This is a genomic window from Pseudomonas sp. UBT, from assembly GCF_050915955.1.
GTDB lineage: Bacteria > Pseudomonadota > Gammaproteobacteria > Pseudomonadales > Pseudomonadaceae > Aquipseudomonas > Aquipseudomonas antarctica_A.
The window spans coordinates 18853-38767 of the sequence record NZ_CP168080.1 but is presented as its reverse complement, the minus strand read 5'-3'; the positions used below and the strand labels follow the sequence as shown (position 1 = coordinate 38767).

The window sequence follows — 19915 nt, the reverse complement described above, 5'->3', positions numbered from 1 at the left end:
AAACAAAACGCTGCCGCCTTCAAGATAAACATAGACGATGGCATTGGGCGCCGCTTTGCCGGTAAGCAAGGGGCGCAGCGAAGTGACAGTGCTGGAACTGGTGAGTTTGGGTGGGCTGCCTGGCGGCAGGGCGTTGCCAGAACCAGATATTGCAATGCTAAGCGTATGGGCCGTATCGGCCGATAGCCTAGCGGATTGACTGAACTGACCGAACTTCAACGTGACCTGGCCAGGAGCAAGATCTTGAGGAAATGGGTAGGTCCAGTTGCCGTTGGCGTCGGCATAACAATCGCCGTAGTAGACGTTGACGGCATCATTGTGCACACCAATTCTGGCGTTGGGCGCGGCTTTGCCGGTGAATGTTGGTCGGAGTGTCTGGACGGTGCTGTTGTTGGCCGGGCTGGTGATGACAGGTGCGGTGCCATCGGCCATGGCGCCGCCCCCAGTGCTCATCAATAAAACCGTCAACTGCACACCCACCCAAGACGATAAGGCATTGCCCCCGGCATCTTTCGCGATTAGAGCAAGGTCTACCCAGTTATTGGCATCAACGACAAGGTCAGTAGTTGGTGTGGCTTCCCAATAGCCATTACTGTCCGCACCCACTGAAGCGTAGTAAACGCTGCCACCCGAATGGGCAATCACGACAGTCGCATTCGGTGGTGCGGTCCCTGTAAGCTGCGGGCGAAGGGAGTCAACGATAGTCAGGCTGGTGAGAACGGGGGAGTTATCTGACTCAGAGGGTCCGTTTCCCGCTATTTGAGGAGGGGAGCCAACGTGAAAGGGAAGATTGGGTGCATACCCTTGGCTCAGGTCGTAATAGGCGGTAACTGAATAGGGGCCCAAAGGTAGTGCTACGTGGGATTGGGTCAGCCAATTGCCGTTTCCATCGACGGTTGTTTGTGCAACGACTAGACCGGTATTTGATTGGCATATGGTGACAGGTTGGCCTGGAATTCCTTCGCCGAAGAAAATCGGGAATTGCGCAGGTGCCCATTCGGTAATTGGATAAAACTGAGTAGGAACGCCCATCATCTAAATCTCCGACAAGGAATAATTTCAGATGAGCTTTGTCCCAAATCGCTTGTGCATCTACTGTTAGAAATGCCAGTTACGACAGGTGGTCATGTCATGATGTGAGTGGATGCATGCCCTCCTTGGCACCGCCCGCGTCGCGACATAGGCATTCTGGACAGGCATCCTGGATCAAGACTGATACTGATTGAGCAACCGCTCCATGCGCGCATCCAGCCGGCGCTTGATCTCGGTTTCGATATGCGGGGCAAAGTCGTCGATCACGTCTTGCATGATCAGTTGTGCGGCGGCGCGCAGTTCGTTGTCCAGGTGCAGCAGCAAGGCGTCAGGCGCCTTTTCGGCAGCAGCCGCGGCAGGCACGGGTTCTACAACCGGGGCTGCAGCAGCAGGCGCTGGTGCGGCGGGCTTGCCACCGACCAGGTCGAACAGCAGCGGAATCTGTACCTCGCCATCGACCGTGTCGGTCAGCAGCGGCGGTTGCAAGGCATCATCACCCAGCAATTGACGGATCGACTCCAGGTCGTCCAGCAAGTGGTCGTCTTTTTTAATCGGGTTGGGAGTGTCCATCATGTGCTCAAAGTCGTTGTAGCCGGTGATCCTGCAGAGGATAGCCCTGTTCGCGATAGAAACGGAAACTCTCCCGCGCGGCCTGACGAATAGCCGGGTCTTCCACCACCACTTCCGCCACGCGGGCAAAAGCCTTGGCAAAGGTCGGTACTTTCAGGTCCAGGTTGACCAGCAGGTCATGGTGACTGCCGCAGTTGTCGCCCAGGCCCAACACAATCAGGCCTTCGGGTTCGGACTCGGCGGGGCCGTGGGGCACGAAGCTTTCACCCTTGAAGCGCCACAGGCGGGCATCGAGGTCGTCTCGTTGGGCTGCATCGCTGCAATGCAGGTAGATGCGGTGGCCCATGCGCCAGGCTTTTTCGGTGAGTTTGCAGGCAAAGTCCAGGCGCGCAGAAGGATCGGCGCTGGGCAATATATAGAAGTCGACTTGGGTCATTGCGGTTCCTGAGACCGGGGCGGCGGGATGGCCGCCCCGGAATCTTCAGTTTCAGGCTTTGGCGCGATCCAGCAGGTACTGGGTCAGCAGAGGAACCGGACGGCCAGTGGCGCCCTTGTCCTTGCCGCCGCTGGTCCAGGCCGTACCGGCGATGTCCAGGTGCGCCCAGTTGAAGTTCTTGGCAAAGCGCGACAGGAAGCAGGCCGCTGTGATGGTGCCGGCTTTCGGGCCGCCGATGTTGGCGATGTCGGCGAACGGGCTGTCCAGCTGCTCTTGATACTCATCGAACAGCGGCAGTTGCCAGGCGCGGTCGTCGGCAGACTTGCCGGCGCTGAGCAGTTGCTCGATCAACTCGTCGTTGTTACCCAGCAGGCCGGACGTGTGAGCGCCCAGGGCGACCACGCAGGCACCGGTCAGGGTGGCGATGTCGATCACGGCCTGTGGCTTGAAGCGTTCGGCGTAGGTCAGCGCATCGCACAGCACCAGGCGGCCTTCGGCGTCGGTGTTGAGGATCTCGACGGTCTGGCCGCTCATGGTAGTGACGATGTCGCCCGGACGGGCCGCGCCGCCGCTCGGCATGTTCTCGGCACACGCCAGGATGCACACCAGGTTGATCGGCAGCTTGAGCTCCAGCACGGCACGCAGGGTGCCGAACACGCTGGCGGCGCCGCCCATGTCGTACTTCATTTCATCCATGCCGGCGCCCGGCTTGAGGCTGATGCCGCCGGTGTCGAAGGTGATGCCTTTGCCGACCAGGGCGTACGGCTTCTCGGATTTCTTGCCACCGTTGTATTGCATCACGATCAAGCGTGGTGGCTGGTCGCTGCCCTGGCCCACGGCGTAGAACGAGCCCATGCCCAGTTCCTTGATCTTCTTCTCGTCCAGCACTTCAACCTTCAAGGCCTTGAACTCTTTGCCCAGCGCCTTGGCTTGTTCGCCCAGGTACGTTGGGTGGCAGATGTTCGGCGGCAGGTTGCCCAGGTCGCGGGTGAACGACATGCCGGCGGCGATGGCCTGGGCGTGGGTCACAGCGCGCTCGACCTCAGCTTGGGCAGCCTTGATGGTCAGCAGGGTGATTTTCTTCAGGGCGCGGGGTTCGGCTTTCTGGCTCTTGAACTGGTCGAAGACGTAGCTGCCGTCCACCAGGCTTTCGGCCAGCAGGCGGGTCTTGCCGTAGCTGTCGCGGCCTTTTACCACGATTTCATCGAGTGCCAGCGCAGCATCGGCGCCGCCCAGGCCTTTAAGGGCGGTGAGGAGGGTGCCGATGATCTTGCGGAACGGGCGATCGCCCAGTTCGGCGTCCTTGCCCACGCCCACCAGCAATACGCGGTCAGCTTTAAGGTTAGGCAGGCTTTGCAGCAACAGGCTCTGGCCGACTTTGCCGGCCAGGTCGCCGCGCTTGAGGATCGCGCTGATAGCGCCGCCGCTCAGTTCGTCGAGTTGCTTGGCGGCGACGCCGAGCTTGCGCCCTTCGCCGACGGCGACCACGAGGGTGGCGGTTTTCAACGTTTCGGGGCTAACGCTTTTTACAACCAATTCCATTTTCGGGTCCCTTATAAAGGTCGGTGAGCCTGGAGTCTGTGTACCCAGGCTTAAAGCGAGGCAGCTGTGTAAACCGCCCGCGACAAAGGCCGCAGTTTGAACCTCGCCGGCGGAGCCTGACAACCCTTGCCGCACGCTTTGTGCACGCGTATGAGCAAGCACCGTGACAGGCGCGGTCAATCACAGGATAATGCGCCATCTTTTTAGCCGGCCCGTGCAAACGGGTCGACTCGGTATGCTTGCTTGTTTGGCCGCCTTAGCCTGACAACCCTGGAGTGTCTGGTTTGATCGTCTTCCGTTATCTGTCCCGCGAAGTCCTGTTGACCCTGAGTGCCGTGAGTGCGGTACTGCTGGTCATCACCATGAGTGGTCGTTTCGTCAAATTCCTCGCCCAGGCCGCCTCGGGCGCTCTGGACCCAGGCTCGTTGTTCCTGATCATGGGCTTTCGCCTGCCGGGGTTTTTGCAACTGATCCTGCCGCTCGGCCTGTTCCTGGGCATTCTGCTGGCCTATGGCCGGTTGTACCTGGAAAGTGAAATGACCGTGCTCTCGGCCACCGGCATGAGCCAGCAGCGTCTGCTGGCCATGACCATGGTGCCCGCTACCGGCGTTGCGCTGGTGGTGGCGTGGTTGAGCATGAGCCTGGCGCCCCAGGGCGCCATGCAGTTCCAGCTGCTGCTGAACAAGCAGGATGCAATGACCGAGTTCGACACCCTCGAGCCCGGGCGCTTTCAGGCGCTCAACGACGGCACGCGGGTGACCTATACCGAAACCATGACGGATGACCGCTCCAACCTGGGCGGCGTGTTTATTTCCCAGAAAAACCTGGGGCAGAATCAGAAAGATCGTGGAATTTCGATTCTGGTGGCCAACAGCGGGCGCCAGGAAGTACGCCCTGACGGCAGCCGTTACCTGATCCTGGAAAATGGCTTTCGTTACGACGGCAGCCCAGGGCTGGCGGATTATCGGGCGATCAAGTACGACACGTATGGCGTAATGCTGGCCAAACCGGAGATCAGCGAAGAGGTCACCGACCGCGACGCACTCCCGACGTCGTCGCTTATCGGCAATACGGAACTGCGCTCCGTCGCGGAACTGCAATGGCGAATTTCCCTGCCGCTGCTGGTGTTTATCGTGACCTTGATGGCGGTGCCGCTGTCGCGCGTCAACCCGCGTCAGGGCCGTTTCCTCAAGCTGTTGCCAGCGATCCTGCTGTACATGGCCTACTTGACCCTCCTGATTTCCGCCCGTGGCTCCCTGGAGAAGGGCAATCTGTCGCCGGCCCTCGGCCTGTGGTGGGTGCACGGGATTTTCCTGGTGATCGGCCTGGGGCTGCTCTACTGGGAACCTATCCGTTTGAACATGAAGAGCCGTCGTGGCCTGAAGGAGTTGGCTCGTGGCTAAGCTCGATCGCTACATTGGTAGCAGCGTACTGATCGCCATTCTGGCGGTATTGGGCATCATCCTTGGCCTGGCCTCCTTGTTCGCCTTCATCGATGAAGTGGGCAATGTCACCGACACCTATACGGTCACGGACGTGCTGAGCTACGTGGCGCTGACCGCGCCGCGCCGTCTCTACGACATGATGCCGATGGCCGCGTTGATCGGCTGCCTGATCGGCCTGGGCAGCCTGGCCAGCAGCAGCGAATTGACCATCATGCGCGCCGCCGGTGTTTCCATCGGCCGTATCGTCTGGGCGGTGATGAAGCCGATGCTGTTGCTGATGGCCTGCAGTGTGCTGATCGGCGAATACGTGGCGCCACCGACCGAAGCCACGGCCCAGGCCAATCGCGCCCTGGCCCAGGGTTCGGGAGATGCGCAGAGTGCCAAGCACGGCCTGTGGCACCGCCAGGGTGACGAGTTTATCCACATCAACGCCGTGCAACCGGGCGGTCTGTTGGTGGGTGTGACGCGTTATACGTTCGATAAAGAGCGGCACATGCTGACTTCCAGTTTCTCCAAGCGTGCGCAATACGATGAAGGGAAGTGGGAGCTGTACGAAGTCACCACGACTTATTTCCATAATGTAGGGCAGGGCACCAAGGCCAGCACCGAAGTCGTCAATGTGCCGTCCGAGCAGTGGGACATCGCGCTGAAGCCGGAGCTGCTCAATACCGTGGTGATGGTCCCGGAAGCTCTGCCGATCTCCGGTTTGTGGGGCTATATCCACTACCTCAAGGATCAGGGGCTGAACAACGGCCGCTACTGGCTGGCATTTTGGGTCAAGGTGTTGCAGCCGTTGGTCACCGCCGCGCTGGTATTGATGGCTATTTCGTTCATCTTCGGCCCGCTGCGTTCCGTGACCCTTGGCCAGCGGGTGTTTACCGGCGTGCTGGTGGGCTTCACCTTCCGTATCGCCCAGGACCTGCTGGGCCCGTCGAGCCTGGTGTTCGGTTTCTCGCCGCTGTTTGCGGTGCTGGTGCCGACCGCGATCTGCGCCCTGGCCGGGTTCTGGCTGTTGCGTCGGGCCGGTTGATACTGCGCTTATGAACAAAAAATGCCCCGCTCCCAGGATCGGGGCATTTTTGTTCTGGTCAGCAAAGATGACGCCCGGCCTGAGCATCAGGTACAATTCCCGGCTATTTTTCAGCGGGCAATCTGCCTGCAGCCTTTTTGAGTGTTGATCCGTGAGTGATTTGAGTCATATCCGCAATTTCTCCATCATCGCCCACATTGACCATGGCAAGTCGACGCTGGCCGATCGATTCATCCAGATGTGCGGCGGCCTTGCCGAGCGTGAAATGGAAGCCCAGGTCCTGGATTCCATGGACCTTGAGCGTGAACGCGGGATCACCATCAAGGCCCATAGCGTTACCCTGTACTACACCGCCAAAGACGGTATCAAGTACCAGTTGAACTTCATTGATACCCCCGGCCACGTTGACTTCACCTACGAAGTCAGCCGTTCGCTGGCAGCGTGTGAAGGCGCCTTGCTGGTGGTCGACGCCGGCCAGGGCGTTGAAGCCCAGTCCGTTGCCAACTGCTACACCGCGATCGAGCAGGGCCTTGAGGTCATGCCGGTGCTGAACAAGATCGACCTGCCCCAGGCCGATCCGGACCGCGTTAAAGAAGAAATCGAAAAAATCATCGGCATTGACGCCACCGACGCTGTCGAGTGCAGCGCCAAGACCGGCCTGGGCGTCGACGAAGTGCTCGAGCGCCTGGTCAAGACCATTCCTGCGCCAACCGGCAACTACGAAGATCCGCTGCAAGCGTTGATCATCGACTCCTGGTTCGACAACTACCTGGGGGTTGTTTCCCTGGTACGTGTGCGCCACGGCCGGGTGAAGAAGGGCGACAAGATCCTGGTTAAATCCACCGGCAAGATCCACCTGGTGGACAGCGTCGGCGTATTCAACCCCAAGCACACCGCTACCACTGACCTGAAGGCCGGTGAAGTAGGCTTCATCATCGCCGGTATCAAGGACATTCACGGTGCACCGGTCGGTGACACCCTGACCTTGAGCTCTACCCCTGATGTAGACGTGCTGCCGGGCTTCAAGCGCATCCAGCCGCAGGTTTACGCCGGCCTGTTCCCGGTGAGCTCCGACGACTTCGAAGACTTCCGTGAAGCCCTGCAAAAGCTGACGCTCAACGACTCGTCGTTGCAGTACACCCCGGAAAGCTCTGACGCCCTGGGCTTCGGCTTCCGTTGCGGGTTCCTCGGCATGCTGCACATGGAGATCATCCAGGAGCGCCTCGAGCGCGAATACGACCTCGACCTGATCACCACCGCGCCAACGGTTATTTTTGAACTGTTGCTGAAAACCGGTGAAACGATTTACGTCGATAACCCGTCCAAGCTTCCAGATCTGTCCTCCATTGAAGACATGCGCGAGCCGATCGTGCGGGCCAATATCCTGGTCCCGCAGGAACACCTGGGCAACGTCATTACCCTGTGTATCGAAAAACGTGGCGTACAACACGACATGTTGTTCCTCGGTACCCAAGTGCAAGTGACCTACGATTTGCCGATGAACGAAGTGGTCCTGGACTTCTTCGACCGTCTCAAATCCACCAGTCGCGGCTATGCTTCGCTGGATTACCATTTCGATCGTTACCAATCGGCTAATCTGGTGAAACTGGATGTGCTGATCAACGGCGACAAGGTTGATGCTCTTGCGCTGATCGTGCACAAGGACAACGCGCACTACAAAGGTCGCCAGCTGACCGAGAAGATGAAAGAACTGATTCCGCGCCAGATGTTCGACGTCGCGATCCAGGCCGCCATTGGCGGGCAGATCATTGCGCGAACCTCCGTCAAGGCTCTCAGAAAGAACGTACTGGCCAAATGCTACGGCGGTGACGTAAGCCGTAAGCGCAAACTGCTTGAGAAGCAAAAGGCCGGTAAAAAACGCATGAAGCAAGTGGGCAACGTGGAAATTCCACAAGAAGCCTTCCTTGCGGTGCTCAGGTTGGATAGTTAGGTCCTATGTCACTAAATTTCCCGCTGTTGCTGGTCATCGCCGTTGCCGTTTGCGGTCTCCTGGCGTTGCTCGATCTGGTGTTCTTCGCCCCGCGTCGGCGGGCGGCTATCGCGTCCTATCAGGGCAGCGTCAGCCAGCCCGATGTCGTGGTGATCGAGAAGCTGAACAAAGAGCCTCTGCTGGTTGAATACGGCAAATCGTTCTTTCCCGTGTTGTTCATCGTACTGGTGCTGCGGTCGTTTCTGGTGGAGCCGTTTCAGATCCCTTCGGGGTCGATGAAACCTACCCTGGACGTCGGTGACTTCATCCTGGTGAACAAGTTTTCCTACGGGATCCGCCTGCCGGTCATCGACAAGAAAGTCATCCCGGTCGGTGATCCGCAGCGCGGCGATGTGATGGTGTTCCGCTACCCTAGCGACCCGAACGTCAATTACATCAAGCGCGTAGTAGGCCTGCCGGGCGACGTGATTCGCTACACCAGCGACAAGCGTCTGTTCGTCAACGGGGAATCGGTGGCCGAGAAGTTGATCGGTGCCGAGCCGAACACCCTGGGCAGTGCCGAGTTGTACCAGGAAAAACTCGGGGCTGTAGAGCACCAGATCCGCAAGGAAATGAGCCGCTACCGTTCGCCGCCTGACACCGAATGGAAAGTGCCGGCCGGGCACTACTTCATGATGGGCGACAACCGCGACAACTCCAATGACAGCCGCTACTGGGATGACCCCAACATTCCCAAGGACCTGCTGGGCATGGTTCCCGACGAGAACATTGTCGGCAAGGCCTTTGCCGTATGGATGAGCTGGCCGGAACCCAAACTCAGCCACCTGCCGAACTTCTCGCGGGTCGGGCTGATCAAGTAATACAGGCGGCGCTGTGAACACAGCGCCGAATGCTTTTCTGGGGTTGGGACAATTCATGGCCCGGCCCCATGCGACACCAATCGGGATTTAAATTTGAACACTGCGTCAATCGTCGATGGCCGCCGGTGCCACCAAACAGATATGGGTAAACCGTGAGCGTTTCTCTAAGCCGTCTCGAGCGTCAGCTCGGCTACACCTTCAAGGACCAGGAATTGATGGTCCTTGCCCTCACACACCGCAGTTTTGCCGGGCGTAATAACGAACGCCTGGAGTTTCTCGGTGATGCCATCCTTAACTTTGCCGCCGGTGAGGCGCTGTTCGAGCGTTTCCCTCAAGCGCGCGAAGGTCAGCTGTCACGCCTGCGCGCGCGCCTGGTCAAAGGCGAGACCCTGGCCGTGCTGGCCCGTGGTTTCGGCCTGGGCGAGTATCTGCGCCTGGGGTCGGGTGAGCTGAAAAGCGGTGGCTTCCGTCGCGAGTCGATCCTGGCCGATGCCCTTGAAGCGTTGATCGGTGCGATCTACCTCGATGCGGGTATGGAGACGGCCAAGGAGCGCGTGGTTGCCTGGCTGGCTTCGGAGATCGAAAGCCTGACGCTGGTCGACACCAATAAAGATCCCAAGACCCGCCTGCAGGAATACCTGCAGTCGCGCGGTTGCGAACTGCCACGCTACGAAGTGGTGGATATCCAGGGTGAGCCGCATTGCCGCGTATTTTTCGTGGAATGTGAGATCACCTTATTGAATGAAAAAAGCCGAGGTCAGGGTGTGAGCCGTCGTATTGCCGAACAGGTAGCGGCCGCTGCAGCACTGATTGCCCTGGGCGTGGAGAATGGCCATGACTGATTCAACCGCAACACGCTGTGGCTATGTTGCCATCGTCGGCCGCCCGAACGTGGGCAAGTCCACGCTGCTGAACCACATCCTGGGCCAGAAGCTGGCGATCACCTCGCGCAAGCCGCAGACCACCCGCCACAACATGCTGGGTATCAAGACCGAAGGCACCGTGCAAGCGGTGTATGTCGATACCCCGGGCATGCACAAAGGCGGCGAAAAGGCCCTCAACCGTTACATGAACAAGACCGCTTCGGCGGCGTTGAAAGACGTCGACGTGGTGATATTCGTGGTCGATCGCACCAAGTGGACCGACGAAGACCAGATGGTTCTGGAGCGTGTGCAGTACGTCACCGGCCCCTTGATCGTCGCGCTGAACAAGACCGACCGTATCGAGGACAAAGCCGAGCTGATGCCGCACCTGAGCTGGCTGCAGGAACAACTGCCGAACGCCCAGATCATGCCGATCTCGGCCCAGCACGGCCACAACCTCGACGCCCTGGAACGTGTGATCGCCGAGCACCTGCCGGAGAACGAGCACTTCTTCCCGGAAGACCAGATCACCGACCGCAGCAGCCGTTTCCTCGCCGCCGAACTGGTACGCGAGAAAATCATGCGCCAGATGGGCGCCGAGCTGCCGTACCAGATCACCGTTGAAATCGAAGAGTTCAAGCAGCAGGGCAAAACCCTGCATATCCACGCGCTGATCCTCGTCGAACGTGACGGCCAGAAAAAAATCATCATTGGCGACAAGGGCGAGCGCATCAAGCGCATCGGCACCGAAGCGCGCAAGGACATGGAATTGCTGTTCGATTCCAAGATCATGCTTAACCTGTGGGTGAAGGTTAAAGGTGGTTGGTCTGATGATGAGCGCGCGTTGCGTTCGTTGGGCTACGGCGACCTGTAAGGACACCGCAGGGCAAAAAATGTGGGAGGGGGCTTGCCCCCGATAGCGGTGGGTCAGTTAATAAATAAGTGACTGACACACTGCCATCGGGGGCAAGCCCCCTCCCACATTAGGTTTGTGTAGTTTTCAAAAATGCATTCCAGCAGTGAGAACCCATGTCCCAATCCCCACCCCCCAGCCAACCCGCCTACGTCCTGCATAGCCGCGCCTACCGCGAGACCAGCGCCCTGGTGGACTTCATCACGCCCCAAGGTCGCCTGCGCGCGGTATTGCGCAGCGCACGGGGCAAGACGGGTACGCTGGCTCGGCCGTTCGTGGCCCTGGACGTGGAGTTTCGTGGCAAGGGCGAGTTGAAAAACGTCGGCCGGCTGGAAAGCGTCGGCAACTCCGCCTGGCTCAATGGCGAGGCGCTGTTCAGTGGCCTCTACCTCAACGAACTGCTGATCCGCCTGCTGCCCGCCGAAGACCCGCATCCGGCGGTCTTTGATCACTACGCCGCCACCCTGATAGCCCTGGCCGAAGGTCGCCCCCTGGAACCGCTGCTGCGCGCCTTCGAATGGCGCCTGCTTGACGACCTCGGCTACGGCTTTGAACTGAGCAACGACCTGCACGGCGACCCCATCGCCGCCGACGGCATGTACCGCCTGCAAGTCGATGCCGGCCTTGAGCGCGTCTACCTGCTGCAACCGGGCCTGTTCCAGGGCACCGAGCTGTTGGCCATGAGCGAAGCTGACTGGACCGCGCCAGGTGCCTTGTCCGCCGCCAAGCGTTTGATGCGCCAGGCGCTGGCCGTGCATTTGGGTGGACGGCCGCTGGTCAGTCGCGAGTTGTTTCGAAAGCCCTGACATCCCCGTGTATGCTGTGCACCGTTTCTTTCCCTTTTCAGGAGCGCTTCCGTGACCACCAGCAATCGCATTCTTCTTGGCGTCAACATCGACCACGTCGCTACCCTGCGCCAGGCCCGGGGCACCCGTTACCCTGACCCGGTCAAGGCTGCGCTGGACGCCGAAGAAGCGGGCGCCGACGGCATCACCGTGCACCTGCGCGAAGACCGCCGCCACATCCAGGAGCGCGACGTGCTGCTGCTCAAGGACGTGCTGCAAACCCGCATGAACTTCGAGATGGGCGTGACCGAAGAAATGATGGCGTTCGCCGAGCGCATTCGCCCGGCGCATATCTGCCTGGTACCGGAAACCCGCCAGGAACTGACCACCGAAGGCGGCCTCGATGTGGCTGGCCAGGAAGCGCGGATCAAGGCTGCGGTGGAGCGCTTGTCGAAGATCGGCAGCGAAGTGTCGTTGTTCATCGACGCCGACGAGCGCCAGATCGAAGCCTCGCGTCGTGTCGGCGCGCCGGCCATTGAACTGCACACCGGCCGTTACGCCGATGCCACCACGCCGACCGAAGTCGCTGACGAGCTGCAGCGCATCATCGATGGCGTAAAGTGCGGCCTGAATGAAGGTCTGATCGTCAATGCGGGCCATGGCCTGCACTACCACAACGTGGAAGCGGTGGCCGCGATCAAGGGCATCAACGAACTGAACATCGGCCACGCCTTGGTGGCCCATGCACTGTTCGTCGGTTTCAAAGGCGCGGTCGCCGAGATGAAAGCCCTGATCCTTGCCGCCGCCAAGCATTAAAAACATCACATGACCCCGGTGGGAGCGGGCTTGCCCGTGATGGCGTTATGTCAGTCAGTGCAGTATTAACTGGCACACCGCTATCGCAGGCAAGCCAGCTCCCACAGTTGATCATGGGTGGTTTCTGCAGTGCGGCAATGCGAAGCCTTACTGTTTAGCCGGGTCAGGTGTATCGTATCTGCCCTTTGCGGGCCTCTGGCCTGCGGCAGATACGTGAGGTTGTTGTGTCCCGATCCTTTTCCCGTCGACAAATCCTGGGTGGCCTTGCAGGCCTGGCCGTAGTGGGCGTCGGTGCCGGTGGCGCCTATCGCTACTGGCTGGGGAAGGTTGCCGAGGCTGAAGCGGGGCACGATTACGAGCTGATCGCGGCGCCGCTGGACGTGGAATTGGTGCCAGGGCACACAACCCAGGCCTGGGCATTCGGCCCCTCCGCGCCAGGCACCGAGTTGCGCGTGCGCCAGGGCGAATGGCTGCGGGTGCGCTTTATCAACCACCTGCCGGTTGCCACCACCATCCACTGGCATGGCATCCGCCTGCCGCTGGAAATGGACGGCGTGCCTTACGTCTCGCAGTTGCCGGTGTTGCCCGGTGAATATTTCGACTACAAATTCCGCGTGCCGGACGCCGGCAGCTACTGGTATCACCCCCATGTGAACAGCAGCGAAGAGCTCGGCCGTGGTTTGGTTGGCCCGCTGATCATCGAAGAGCGCGAACCCACCGGTTTCAAGCACGAACGCACCCTGAGCCTGAAAAGCTGGCACGTGGACGAAGAGGGCGCTTTCGTCGCCTTCAGCGTGCCTCGCGAGGCAGCACGTGGCGGCACGGCCGGGCGGCTGTCGACGATCAATGGCGTGTCCCAGGCGGTGATTGATTTGCCGGCGGGGCAGATCACCCGCGTGCGGTTGCTCAACCTCGACAACACCCTGACCTACCGCCTCAACATTCCTGATGTCGAAGCACAGATCTACGCGCTGGACGGCAACCCTATCGAGCCACGCCCACTGGGCAAGGAATATTGGCTGGGCCCGGGCATGCGCATCTGCCTGGCGATCAAGGCACCGCCTGCGGGTGGGGAGTTGTCGATCCGCAACGGCCCCGTGCGTCTGGGCACCTTTCGCTCGGTGGCCAATACCGACGCGCCCACCGAATGGCCACCGGCGTTGCCCGCCAACCCGATTGCCGAGCCGGACCTGGCCAACGCCGAGAAACTCAACTTCAATTTCGAGTGGGTCGGCACGGTGTCGGTGGATGACGGCAAGCCGCCAAGCCTGTGGCAGATCAACGGCAAGGCCTGGGACATCACCGACAAGACCTGCGCCGACCGCCCGATCGCCAAACTGGAGAAGGGCAAGAGCTACATTTTCGAATTGAAGAACATGACCCAATACCAACACCCGATCCACCTGCATGGCATGAGCTTCAAAGTGATCGCGTCGAACCGCCACAAGGTGATTCCGTACTTCACCGACACCTACCTGCTGGGCAAGAATGAACGTGCCCGCGTGGCGTTGGTGGCCGATAATCCGGGGGTGTGGATGTTCCATTGCCACGTAATCGACCACATGGAAACCGGCCTGATGGCCGCCATCGAGGTGGCGTGATGCGCCAGATTCGCCCCGCCGCGATTATCGACCGCAGCCGCGACCAGGACTTTATGCGCGAAGCCCTGGCCCTTGCGGCCCAAGGCGCGGCACTTGGCGAAGTGCCGGTGGGTGCCGTGCTGGTGCAGGACGGTGAAATCATCGGCCGAGGCTTCAACTGCCCGATCAGCGGCAACGACCCCAGCGCCCACGCCGAGATGGTCGCCATTCGCGCCGCTGCGCAAGCGATCAGCAACTATCGGCTGGTGGGCAGTACGCTGTATGTGACCCTGGAGCCGTGCAGCATGTGCGCGGGCCTGATCGTACATTCACGCATCGCGCGAGTGGTGTACGGCGCGCTGGAGCCCAAGGCCGGCATCGTGCAAAGCCAGGACCAGTTTTTTACCCAGGGGTTTCTCAACCATCGGGTGTTGTTTGAAGGCGGGGTGTTGGCTGAGGAGTGCGGGACGGTGTTGAGTGAGTTCTTCAAGGCTCGTCGAGCCAAACCCACGCTCTAAAGAACACTGAACACCAATGTGGGAGCTGGCTTGCCTGCGATAGCTATCTTTCAGTCAATTCATCAGTGACTGATACACCGCTATCGCCGGCAAGCCAGCTCCCACCTTTGAATTTCCATTTTTTCAGGGAGATTGGGGTTACTTCCTGGCGATAATCACCGCGCGCATCGGCGCCGGCAGCCCTTCAATCGTCTTGCTGTGATCATCCGGATCCAGGAAATCACTCAGCGACTGAAATTTCATCCATTCAGTCCCACGCTGCTCCTCGACCGTGGTCACGCTCACGTCCACACAGCGCACATCACTGAAACCCGCCCGCCGCAGCCATAGCATCAGCGCCGGTACCGACGGCAGGAACCACACGTTGCGCATTTGCGCATAACGGTCTTCCGGCACGAGCACCTGCTGCTGATCGCCTTCGACTACCAAGGTTTCCAGGACCAACTCGCCGCCTTTGACCAAGGTGTCCTTGAGCGCCAGCAAGTGCTCAATGGGCGAACGACGATGGTAGAACACGCCCATGGAAAACACCGTGTCGAAGCCTTCCAGGTTCGACGGCAGGTCTTCAAACGGGAACGGCAAGTGCCAGGCCTTTGGCGCGTTCAGGTAGCGCTGCACGGCCTGGAACTGGCAGAAAAACAGCCAGTTCGGGTCGACGCCTATCACACTGTCGGCCCCGGCGCCGAGCATGCGCCACATGTAGTAGCCGTTGCCGCAGCCCACATCGAGGATGCGCTTGCCCTTCAAATCCAGGTGCGGTGCAACCCGCGACCACTTCCAGTCCGAACGCCATTCGGTGTCCACATGCACGCCGAACAGGTTGAACGGGCCTTTGCGCCACGGGCTCAGGCCCATCAGCGCGGTGTGCATTTGCGCGCGAGTGGCGTCGTCGCAATCGGTATCAAGGGTCAGGCCATTGAGCAAATCGACTTGGCTGGGCTGGATCTGCGGTAGCGCATCCAACGCACTCTGCCAGCGTTCGAGGTCGCCATGACCCTTTTCCATTTTGCTATCGAGTTGCGCTTGCAGGCCCTGGGCCCACACGGCCAGGGGAGTGCCGACCAAATGGCGGGCGAGAGGGGACAGATCAATCATGGCAAGGCAATCAACGAGGCAAAGTTAAGACACTGGAACCACGGCACGACTTTCGAGAACCCGGCCGCCAGCAGGCGTTCACGGTGTTCTTCGAGGCTGTCGGGCTTCATGACGTTTTCGATGGCGCTGCGCTTCTGGGCAATTTCCAGTTCGCTGTAGCCGTTGGCGCGTTTGAACGCGATGTGCAGGTCGGTGAGCAGCGTGTGTTCTTCAGGGTCATTGAAGCGCAGCTTTTCCGAGAGGATCAACGCTCCGCCTGGCAGTAGCGACTGGCGGATACGACCGAGCAAGGCCAGGCGTTCATCGGGGGCAATAAATTGCAGGGTGAAGTTCAGCGCCACCACCGAGGCCGGCTGGAACTGCAGCGCGAGGATATCGCCCTCGACCACCTCGACCGGCAGCAACTCCTGGAACATCGAGTCCTGGCCATTAAGGTATTCGCGGCAGCGCTCGACCATCGCCGCCGAGTTATCCACTGCGATGACCCGGCAGCCGTCGGTGCGCACATGGCGGCGCAAGGCTTGGGTCACCGCGCCGAGCGACGAGCCCAGGTCGTAGAGCACACTGTTGGGTTGGGCAAATTGCGCCGCGAGCACGCCGAGGTTCTCGACGATAGTCGGGTAACCCGGCACCGAACGCTTGATCATGTCCGGGAACACCCGTACCACGTCCTCGTTAAAGGCGAAGTCCGGCACCTGGGGCAGGGGCTGGGCGAATAGGCGATCGGGTTCTTTGCTCACGGTTGGTCCGGCGACGAGGGGGGAAAGGCCGGCATTTTAGCCAAGTTGGCCCTCGTGTGCGCGGGTTGTCTGATGGAAAGCAGAAGCGGTGATGCCCCACTGGCCCAGCCAATACGTGATGATCAACAAATACGGTGCCGCTTCGAACGCCAGCACAAACCGATTGATGCCGATCAGCGTGTCGGAAAACACGAACGACACCGCGCCCGCTGCCGCCAGCAGCGCCGAACGTTTTGGCACGTCACTGCCCAGCCGCGCCAGCGCACGCCAGAGCATGGCGCTGATCACCAAGGCATACACCACGACTGGAATCAGCAAGTCGCCAAGGCCATGGGAAATCAGGATGCCCAGCAGGATCGCGCCCACGCCCAGCGCCAACACCAAGGGCAACACCGCCAGGCGACGGCAATCGCTGAAATAGGCTTTCAAATACGCCAGGTGTGCGAACAGGAAGGCACCGAGGCCGAAGATAAACAGGTCACCCGGCCAGGCCAGCAAGACATCGCCCACCAGGGAAAAAATCAGCCCCAGGCTGATCCAGCGACGATAGTCGGTGGGCGGCGCATCATGCAGCCAACCCAGCAGCGCGAGTACCGGCAGGGGTTTGACCAGCAGGCACAGCAACGCCGCATGGGTGGTCAGCCCGTAGATAAAGGTACCGGCGCCCATCAACGCAAGAATCAGCCATGGCATATCAGTTCACCGTGATGGCGCAGTCGAAGGTTTCGGCAGGCTCGGCTTCCGGCTCCCATGGTTGCTGGGAGGTCAGGCGCAAACGGCCCTGGCCGGCCGCGAAGGCCTGGAAGCGCCAGGTGGAATGGCCGCCGCCGCCGATCACGCCGGATTCCGTGCTGCTGTAGACCTCCGGGCTCAAGGCGCGCAGCACACCGCCGGCGGAATCCTGGATGGCCCAGCGGTAGCCGGTAGTGGGGTTGCTCGGCAAGGTGAGGATCAGGTTTTGCCCGGTTTTAAGCGGGAGCGGGCAGGCGCTCTGGTTGTCCACTGTGACGTTTTGCTTGGGGGCACTGGCGCAGGCGCCCAGCAGGGCAAGGCTCAAGGGGAGAAGCAGGCGGGCAGCGGTCATGGAGGCTCCGTTGTTTGGCGACGAAGGGCGAGCATAACCGAAGATGAGACAAGGTGTGACAAGCGGGGATTTTGTGGCGAATGGGCTGGCCCTTTCGCGAGCAAGCCCGCTCCCACATGTTGACCGTGTTCCAAAGGATGTACTCGGTCAAGTGTGGGAGCGGGCTTGCTCGCGAAGAGGCCGGCTCAGGCGCTAGAGATCTATCAGAACAACACCTTCGCCACATCCGCAAAGCGCTTGGCAAAGTGCACCGTCATGCCTTCCTTCAGATACTCCGGCAACTCCTCAAAGCTGCCGCGATTCGGCTCCGGCAAGATCAACTCGTGAATCTTCTGGCGGCGCGCCGCAATCACCTTCTCACGCACCCCGCCAATCGGCAGTACATGCCCGGTCAGCGTCAGCTCGCCGGTCATGGCCACGCCTTTTTTCGGCGGTTGGTTACGCGCCAGCGACAGCAGCGCACTGGCCATGGTCACGCCGGCGCTCGGGCCGTCTTTGGGCGTGGCACCTTCCGGCACGTGCAAGTGCACGAAGGCTTCGTCGAAGAACTTCGGATCGCCGCCAAACGACTTCAGATTGGCGCTGATGTAGCTGTAGGCAATCTCGGCGGACTCCTTCATTACTTCACCTAACTGCCCGGTGAGCTTGAAGCCACGATTGAGTGTGTGGATACGCGTCGCCTCGATCGGTAAGGTCGCGCCGCCCATGCTGGTCCAGGCCAGGCCGGTAATCACGCCGGTGCCGGACAGCACTTGCTCGTTGCGGAACACCGGCATGCCCAGTGAGCTTTCCAGGTCCTTGTTACCGATCTTGATCACCGCGTCCGGCTCATCCAGCAGCTTGACCACCGCCTTGCGCACCAGTTTGCCCAGCTGTTTCTCCAGCTGGCGTACCCCGGCTTCCCGTGCATACCCGTCTATCAACGCGCGCAAGGCGCCGTCGCTGATGGTCAGGGTGTTTTTCGACACGCCGGCTTTTTCCAGCTGCTTTGGCCACAGGTGGCGCTTGGCGATGGCGACTTTTTCTTCGGTGATGTAGCCCGACAGGCGAATCACTTCCATACGGTCCAGCAACGGACCCGGGATCGAGTCCAGGGTGTTGGCGGTACACACGAACAGCACTTTGGACAGGTCCAGGCGCAGGTCCAGGTAGTGGTCGAGGAATTCAACGTTCTGCTCCGGGTCCAGGGTTTCCAGGAGCGCCGAAGCCGGGTCGCCCTGGTAGCTCTGGCCCATTTTGTCGATCTCGTCGAGCATGATCACCGGGTTCATCACCTCTACATCCTTGAGCGCCTGCACCAGCTTGCCTGGCATGGCGCCGATGTAGGTGCGGCGATGACCCTTGATCTCGGCTTCGTCGCGCATGCCGCCGACGCTGAACCGATAGAACGGCCTGCCCAGGGATTCAGCGATGGACTTACCCACGCTGGTCTTGCCCACGCCCGGCGGGCCGACCAGCAGCACGATGGAACCGGCGACTTCGCCTTTGTAAGCACCGACCGCGAGGAATTCGAGGATGCGACTTTTGATGTCATCCAGGCCCGCGTGGTGTTTATCCAGCACCTTGCGCGCGTGTTTGAGGTCGAGTTTGTCCTCGCCATACACGCCCCATGGCACTGAGGTCGCCCAATCCAGGTAATTGCGCGTGACGGCGTATTCCGGCGAGCCGGTTTCCAGGATCGACAGTTTGTTCATCTCTTCACTGATGCGCTTTTGCGCCTGTGCCGGCAGCACCTTGTCCACCAGGCGTTGCTCGAACTGCTCGACGTCCGCGCTGCGGTCATCCTTGGTCAGGCCCAGCTCTTGCTGGATGACCTTGAGTTGTTCCTTGAGGAAGAATTCGCGCTGGTGCTCACCGATCTTGCGGTTCACCTCGGCGGAGATTTCCTTCTGCAGGCGCGCCACTTCGACTTCCTTGCGCAGCATCGGCAGCACTTTTTCCATGCGCTTGAGCATCGGCACGCAGTCCAGCACTTCCTGCAACTCGTTACCGGTGGCCGAAGTCAACGCGGCGGCGAAGTCGGTGAGCGGCGACGGGTCGTTGGGGCTGAAGCGGTTGAGGTAGTTCTTCAACTCTTCGCTGTACAGGGGGTTGAGCGGCAGCAGTTCCTTGATCGCATTGATCAGCGCCATGCCGTAGGCCTTGACCTCGTCGGTCGGCTGGGTGGGCTGGTGCGGGTATTCGACTTCCACCAGATACGGTGGGCGGTGGTGCTTGAGCCAGGTTTTGATTCGCACGCGGGTCAGGCCCTGGGCGACGAATTGCAGCTTGCCGTTCTCGCGGCTGGCGTGGTGCACCTTTACCAGCGTGCCGTACAGCGGCAGGGCCGAGGTGTCGAAGTGGCGCGGGTCTTCCGGCGGCGTCTCCATGAAAAACAGGGCGAGGGAGTGGTGGTCGGATTTGCTCACCAGTTCCAGGGTTTCGGCCCACGGCTCTTCATTGACGATCACCGGCAACACTTGCGCCGGGAAGAACGGGCGGTTGTGGATCGGGATGATGTAGACCTTGTCCGGCAGGTTTTGCCCCGGCAGGGCCAGGCCGGTGTTGGAAGAGGTTTCGTGTTCAGCGTTTTCGGGATCTGCGTAGTCGTTGAGGTCGATATCGGGGAATTCTTGCTGGTCGCTCATGGGGCACCTGCATAAGGAAGTATGCAGG

19 protein-coding genes are annotated in these 19915 nt (G+C 60.4%); 10 read left to right on the top strand and 9 right to left on the bottom strand.

Annotation, left to right across the window (positions count from 1 at the left end; translation table 11 throughout):
- From ACDZ94_RS23275 to ACDZ94_RS23260, 4 genes are all read right to left on the bottom strand, one after another.
- Window positions 1-1035 (bottom strand): hypothetical protein (locus tag ACDZ94_RS23275; protein ID WP_432751575.1); only part of this gene is annotated, 1035 nt, incomplete at its 3' end.
- 171 nt (window positions 1036-1206) lie between these two features.
- Complete coding sequence (locus tag ACDZ94_RS23270; RefSeq protein WP_221296047.1) at window positions 1207-1602, bottom strand: DNA polymerase III subunit chi; 396 nt, start codon at window positions 1600-1602, stop codon at window positions 1207-1209.
- A gap of 7 nt (window positions 1603-1609) precedes the next feature.
- Window positions 1610-2038 (bottom strand): DNA polymerase III subunit chi, encoded by a 429-nt coding sequence (locus ACDZ94_RS23265; protein ID WP_064450857.1) that lies wholly within the window; start codon window positions 2036-2038, stop codon window positions 1610-1612.
- A 51-nt stretch (window positions 2039-2089) separates the two neighbouring features.
- Window positions 2090-3580 carry a leucyl aminopeptidase gene (locus ACDZ94_RS23260; protein ID WP_432751574.1) on the bottom strand — a complete coding sequence of 497 codons (1491 nt, stop codon included), beginning with the start codon at window positions 3578-3580 and terminating at the stop codon, window positions 2090-2092.
- 284 nt (window positions 3581-3864) lie between these two features.
- On the opposite strand from ACDZ94_RS23260, the gene lptF reads away from it, so the two are divergent.
- The 10 genes from lptF (at window position 3865) to tadA (ending at window position 14341) form a co-directional block, all read left to right on the top strand.
- Window positions 3865-4983 carry an LPS export ABC transporter permease LptF gene (lptF, locus tag ACDZ94_RS23255; RefSeq protein WP_432751573.1) on the top strand — a complete coding sequence of 373 codons (1119 nt, stop codon included), beginning with the start codon at window positions 3865-3867 and terminating at the stop codon, window positions 4981-4983.
- Window positions 4976-6055: an LPS export ABC transporter permease LptG gene (lptG, locus tag ACDZ94_RS23250; RefSeq protein WP_064450860.1), complete on the top strand. Its 1080-nt coding sequence runs from the start codon at window positions 4976-4978 to the stop codon at window positions 6053-6055. The genes lptF and lptG overlap by 8 nt, the downstream gene beginning before the upstream one ends.
- Before the next feature lie 151 nt (window positions 6056-6206).
- Complete coding sequence (lepA, locus tag ACDZ94_RS23245) at window positions 6207-8006, top strand: translation elongation factor 4 (RefSeq protein WP_032859966.1); 1800 nt, start codon at window positions 6207-6209, stop codon at window positions 8004-8006.
- A gap of 5 nt (window positions 8007-8011) precedes the next feature.
- Entirely contained in the window at window positions 8012-8866 is an 855-nt protein-coding gene (gene lepB, locus ACDZ94_RS23240) for a signal peptidase I (RefSeq protein WP_064450861.1), read from the top strand.
- A gap of 152 nt (window positions 8867-9018) precedes the next feature.
- The gene (gene rnc, locus ACDZ94_RS23235; RefSeq protein ID WP_017136295.1) at window positions 9019-9708 is read left to right on the top strand and encodes a ribonuclease III; all 690 of its coding nucleotides are present in this window, start codon (window positions 9019-9021) and stop codon (window positions 9706-9708) included.
- Window positions 9701-10603 (top strand): GTPase Era, encoded by a 903-nt coding sequence (gene era, locus ACDZ94_RS23230; RefSeq protein ID WP_034102340.1) that lies wholly within the window; start codon window positions 9701-9703, stop codon window positions 10601-10603. Before rnc ends, era begins: the two co-directional genes overlap by 8 nt.
- A 155-nt stretch (window positions 10604-10758) precedes the next feature.
- Window positions 10759-11448 carry a DNA repair protein RecO gene (gene recO / locus ACDZ94_RS23225; protein WP_064450862.1) on the top strand — a complete coding sequence of 230 codons (690 nt, stop codon included), beginning with the start codon at window positions 10759-10761 and terminating at the stop codon, window positions 11446-11448.
- A gap of 51 nt (window positions 11449-11499) precedes the next feature.
- Entirely contained in the window at window positions 11500-12243 is a 744-nt protein-coding gene (pdxJ, locus tag ACDZ94_RS23220) for a pyridoxine 5'-phosphate synthase (protein ID WP_159954421.1), read from the top strand.
- A 224-nt stretch (window positions 12244-12467) separates the two neighbouring features.
- Window positions 12468-13844, top strand: coding sequence for a multicopper oxidase family protein (locus ACDZ94_RS23215; protein WP_262667096.1), 1377 nt, complete (start codon window positions 12468-12470; stop codon window positions 13842-13844).
- Window positions 13844-14341 (top strand): tRNA adenosine(34) deaminase TadA, encoded by a 498-nt coding sequence (tadA, locus tag ACDZ94_RS23210; protein WP_432751572.1) that lies wholly within the window; start codon window positions 13844-13846, stop codon window positions 14339-14341. The genes ACDZ94_RS23215 and tadA overlap by 1 nt, the downstream gene beginning before the upstream one ends.
- A 138-nt stretch (window positions 14342-14479) precedes the next feature.
- Here tadA and cmoB read toward each other — a convergent pair whose 3' ends face one another.
- The 5 genes from cmoB to lon form a co-directional block, all read right to left on the bottom strand.
- A complete protein-coding gene (cmoB, locus tag ACDZ94_RS23205) occupies window positions 14480-15436 on the bottom strand; it encodes a tRNA 5-methoxyuridine(34)/uridine 5-oxyacetic acid(34) synthase CmoB (RefSeq protein ID WP_064450866.1) in 957 nt (318 codons plus the stop codon).
- Complete coding sequence (gene cmoA / locus ACDZ94_RS23200) at window positions 15433-16176, bottom strand: carboxy-S-adenosyl-L-methionine synthase CmoA (protein WP_064450867.1); 744 nt, start codon at window positions 16174-16176, stop codon at window positions 15433-15435. Before cmoA ends, cmoB begins: the two co-directional genes overlap by 4 nt.
- Window positions 16177-16212: 36 nt before the next feature.
- A complete protein-coding gene (locus tag ACDZ94_RS23195) occupies window positions 16213-16869 on the bottom strand; it encodes a lysoplasmalogenase (protein ID WP_064450868.1) in 657 nt (218 codons plus the stop codon).
- A 1-nt stretch (window position 16870) separates the two neighbouring features.
- Window positions 16871-17260 (bottom strand): protease inhibitor I42 family protein, encoded by a 390-nt coding sequence (locus tag ACDZ94_RS23190; protein WP_432751571.1) that lies wholly within the window; start codon window positions 17258-17260, stop codon window positions 16871-16873.
- A 203-nt stretch (window positions 17261-17463) separates the two neighbouring features.
- On the bottom strand, window positions 17464-19887 hold the full coding sequence (lon, locus tag ACDZ94_RS23185; RefSeq protein ID WP_407017964.1) for an endopeptidase La: 2424 nt from the start codon (window positions 19885-19887) through the stop codon (window positions 17464-17466).
- Window positions 19888-19915 lie beyond the last annotated feature (28 nt).

Bases quoted from the DNA above. Each gene is read 5' to 3' on its own strand.
- ACDZ94_RS23270 (WP_221296047.1), bottom strand. From the start codon at position 1,602: ATGGACACTCCCAACCCGATTAAAAAAGACGACCACTTGCTGGACGAC.
- ACDZ94_RS23265 (WP_064450857.1), bottom strand. From the start codon at position 2,038: ATGACCCAAGTCGACTTCTATATATTGCCCAGCGCCGATCCTTCTGCG.
- ACDZ94_RS23260 (WP_432751574.1), bottom strand. From the start codon at position 3,580: ATGGAATTGGTTGTAAAAAGCGTTAGCCCCGAAACGTTGAAAACCGCC.
- lepB (WP_064450861.1), top strand. From the start codon at position 8,012: ATGTCACTAAATTTCCCGCTGTTGCTGGTCATCGCCGTTGCCGTTTGC.
- era (WP_034102340.1), top strand. From the start codon at position 9,701: ATGACTGATTCAACCGCAACACGCTGTGGCTATGTTGCCATCGTCGGC.
- recO (WP_064450862.1), top strand. From the start codon at position 10,759: ATGTCCCAATCCCCACCCCCCAGCCAACCCGCCTACGTCCTGCATAGC.
- tadA (WP_432751572.1), top strand. From the start codon at position 13,844: ATGCGCCAGATTCGCCCCGCCGCGATTATCGACCGCAGCCGCGACCAG.
- cmoB (WP_064450866.1), bottom strand. From the start codon at position 15,436: ATGATTGATCTGTCCCCTCTCGCCCGCCATTTGGTCGGCACTCCCCTG.
- ACDZ94_RS23195 (WP_064450868.1), bottom strand. From the start codon at position 16,869: ATGCCATGGCTGATTCTTGCGTTGATGGGCGCCGGTACCTTTATCTAC.
- ACDZ94_RS23190 (WP_432751571.1), bottom strand. From the start codon at position 17,260: ATGACCGCTGCCCGCCTGCTTCTCCCCTTGAGCCTTGCCCTGCTGGGC.
- lon (WP_407017964.1), bottom strand. From the start codon at position 19,887: ATGAGCGACCAGCAAGAATTCCCCGATATCGACCTCAACGACTACGCA.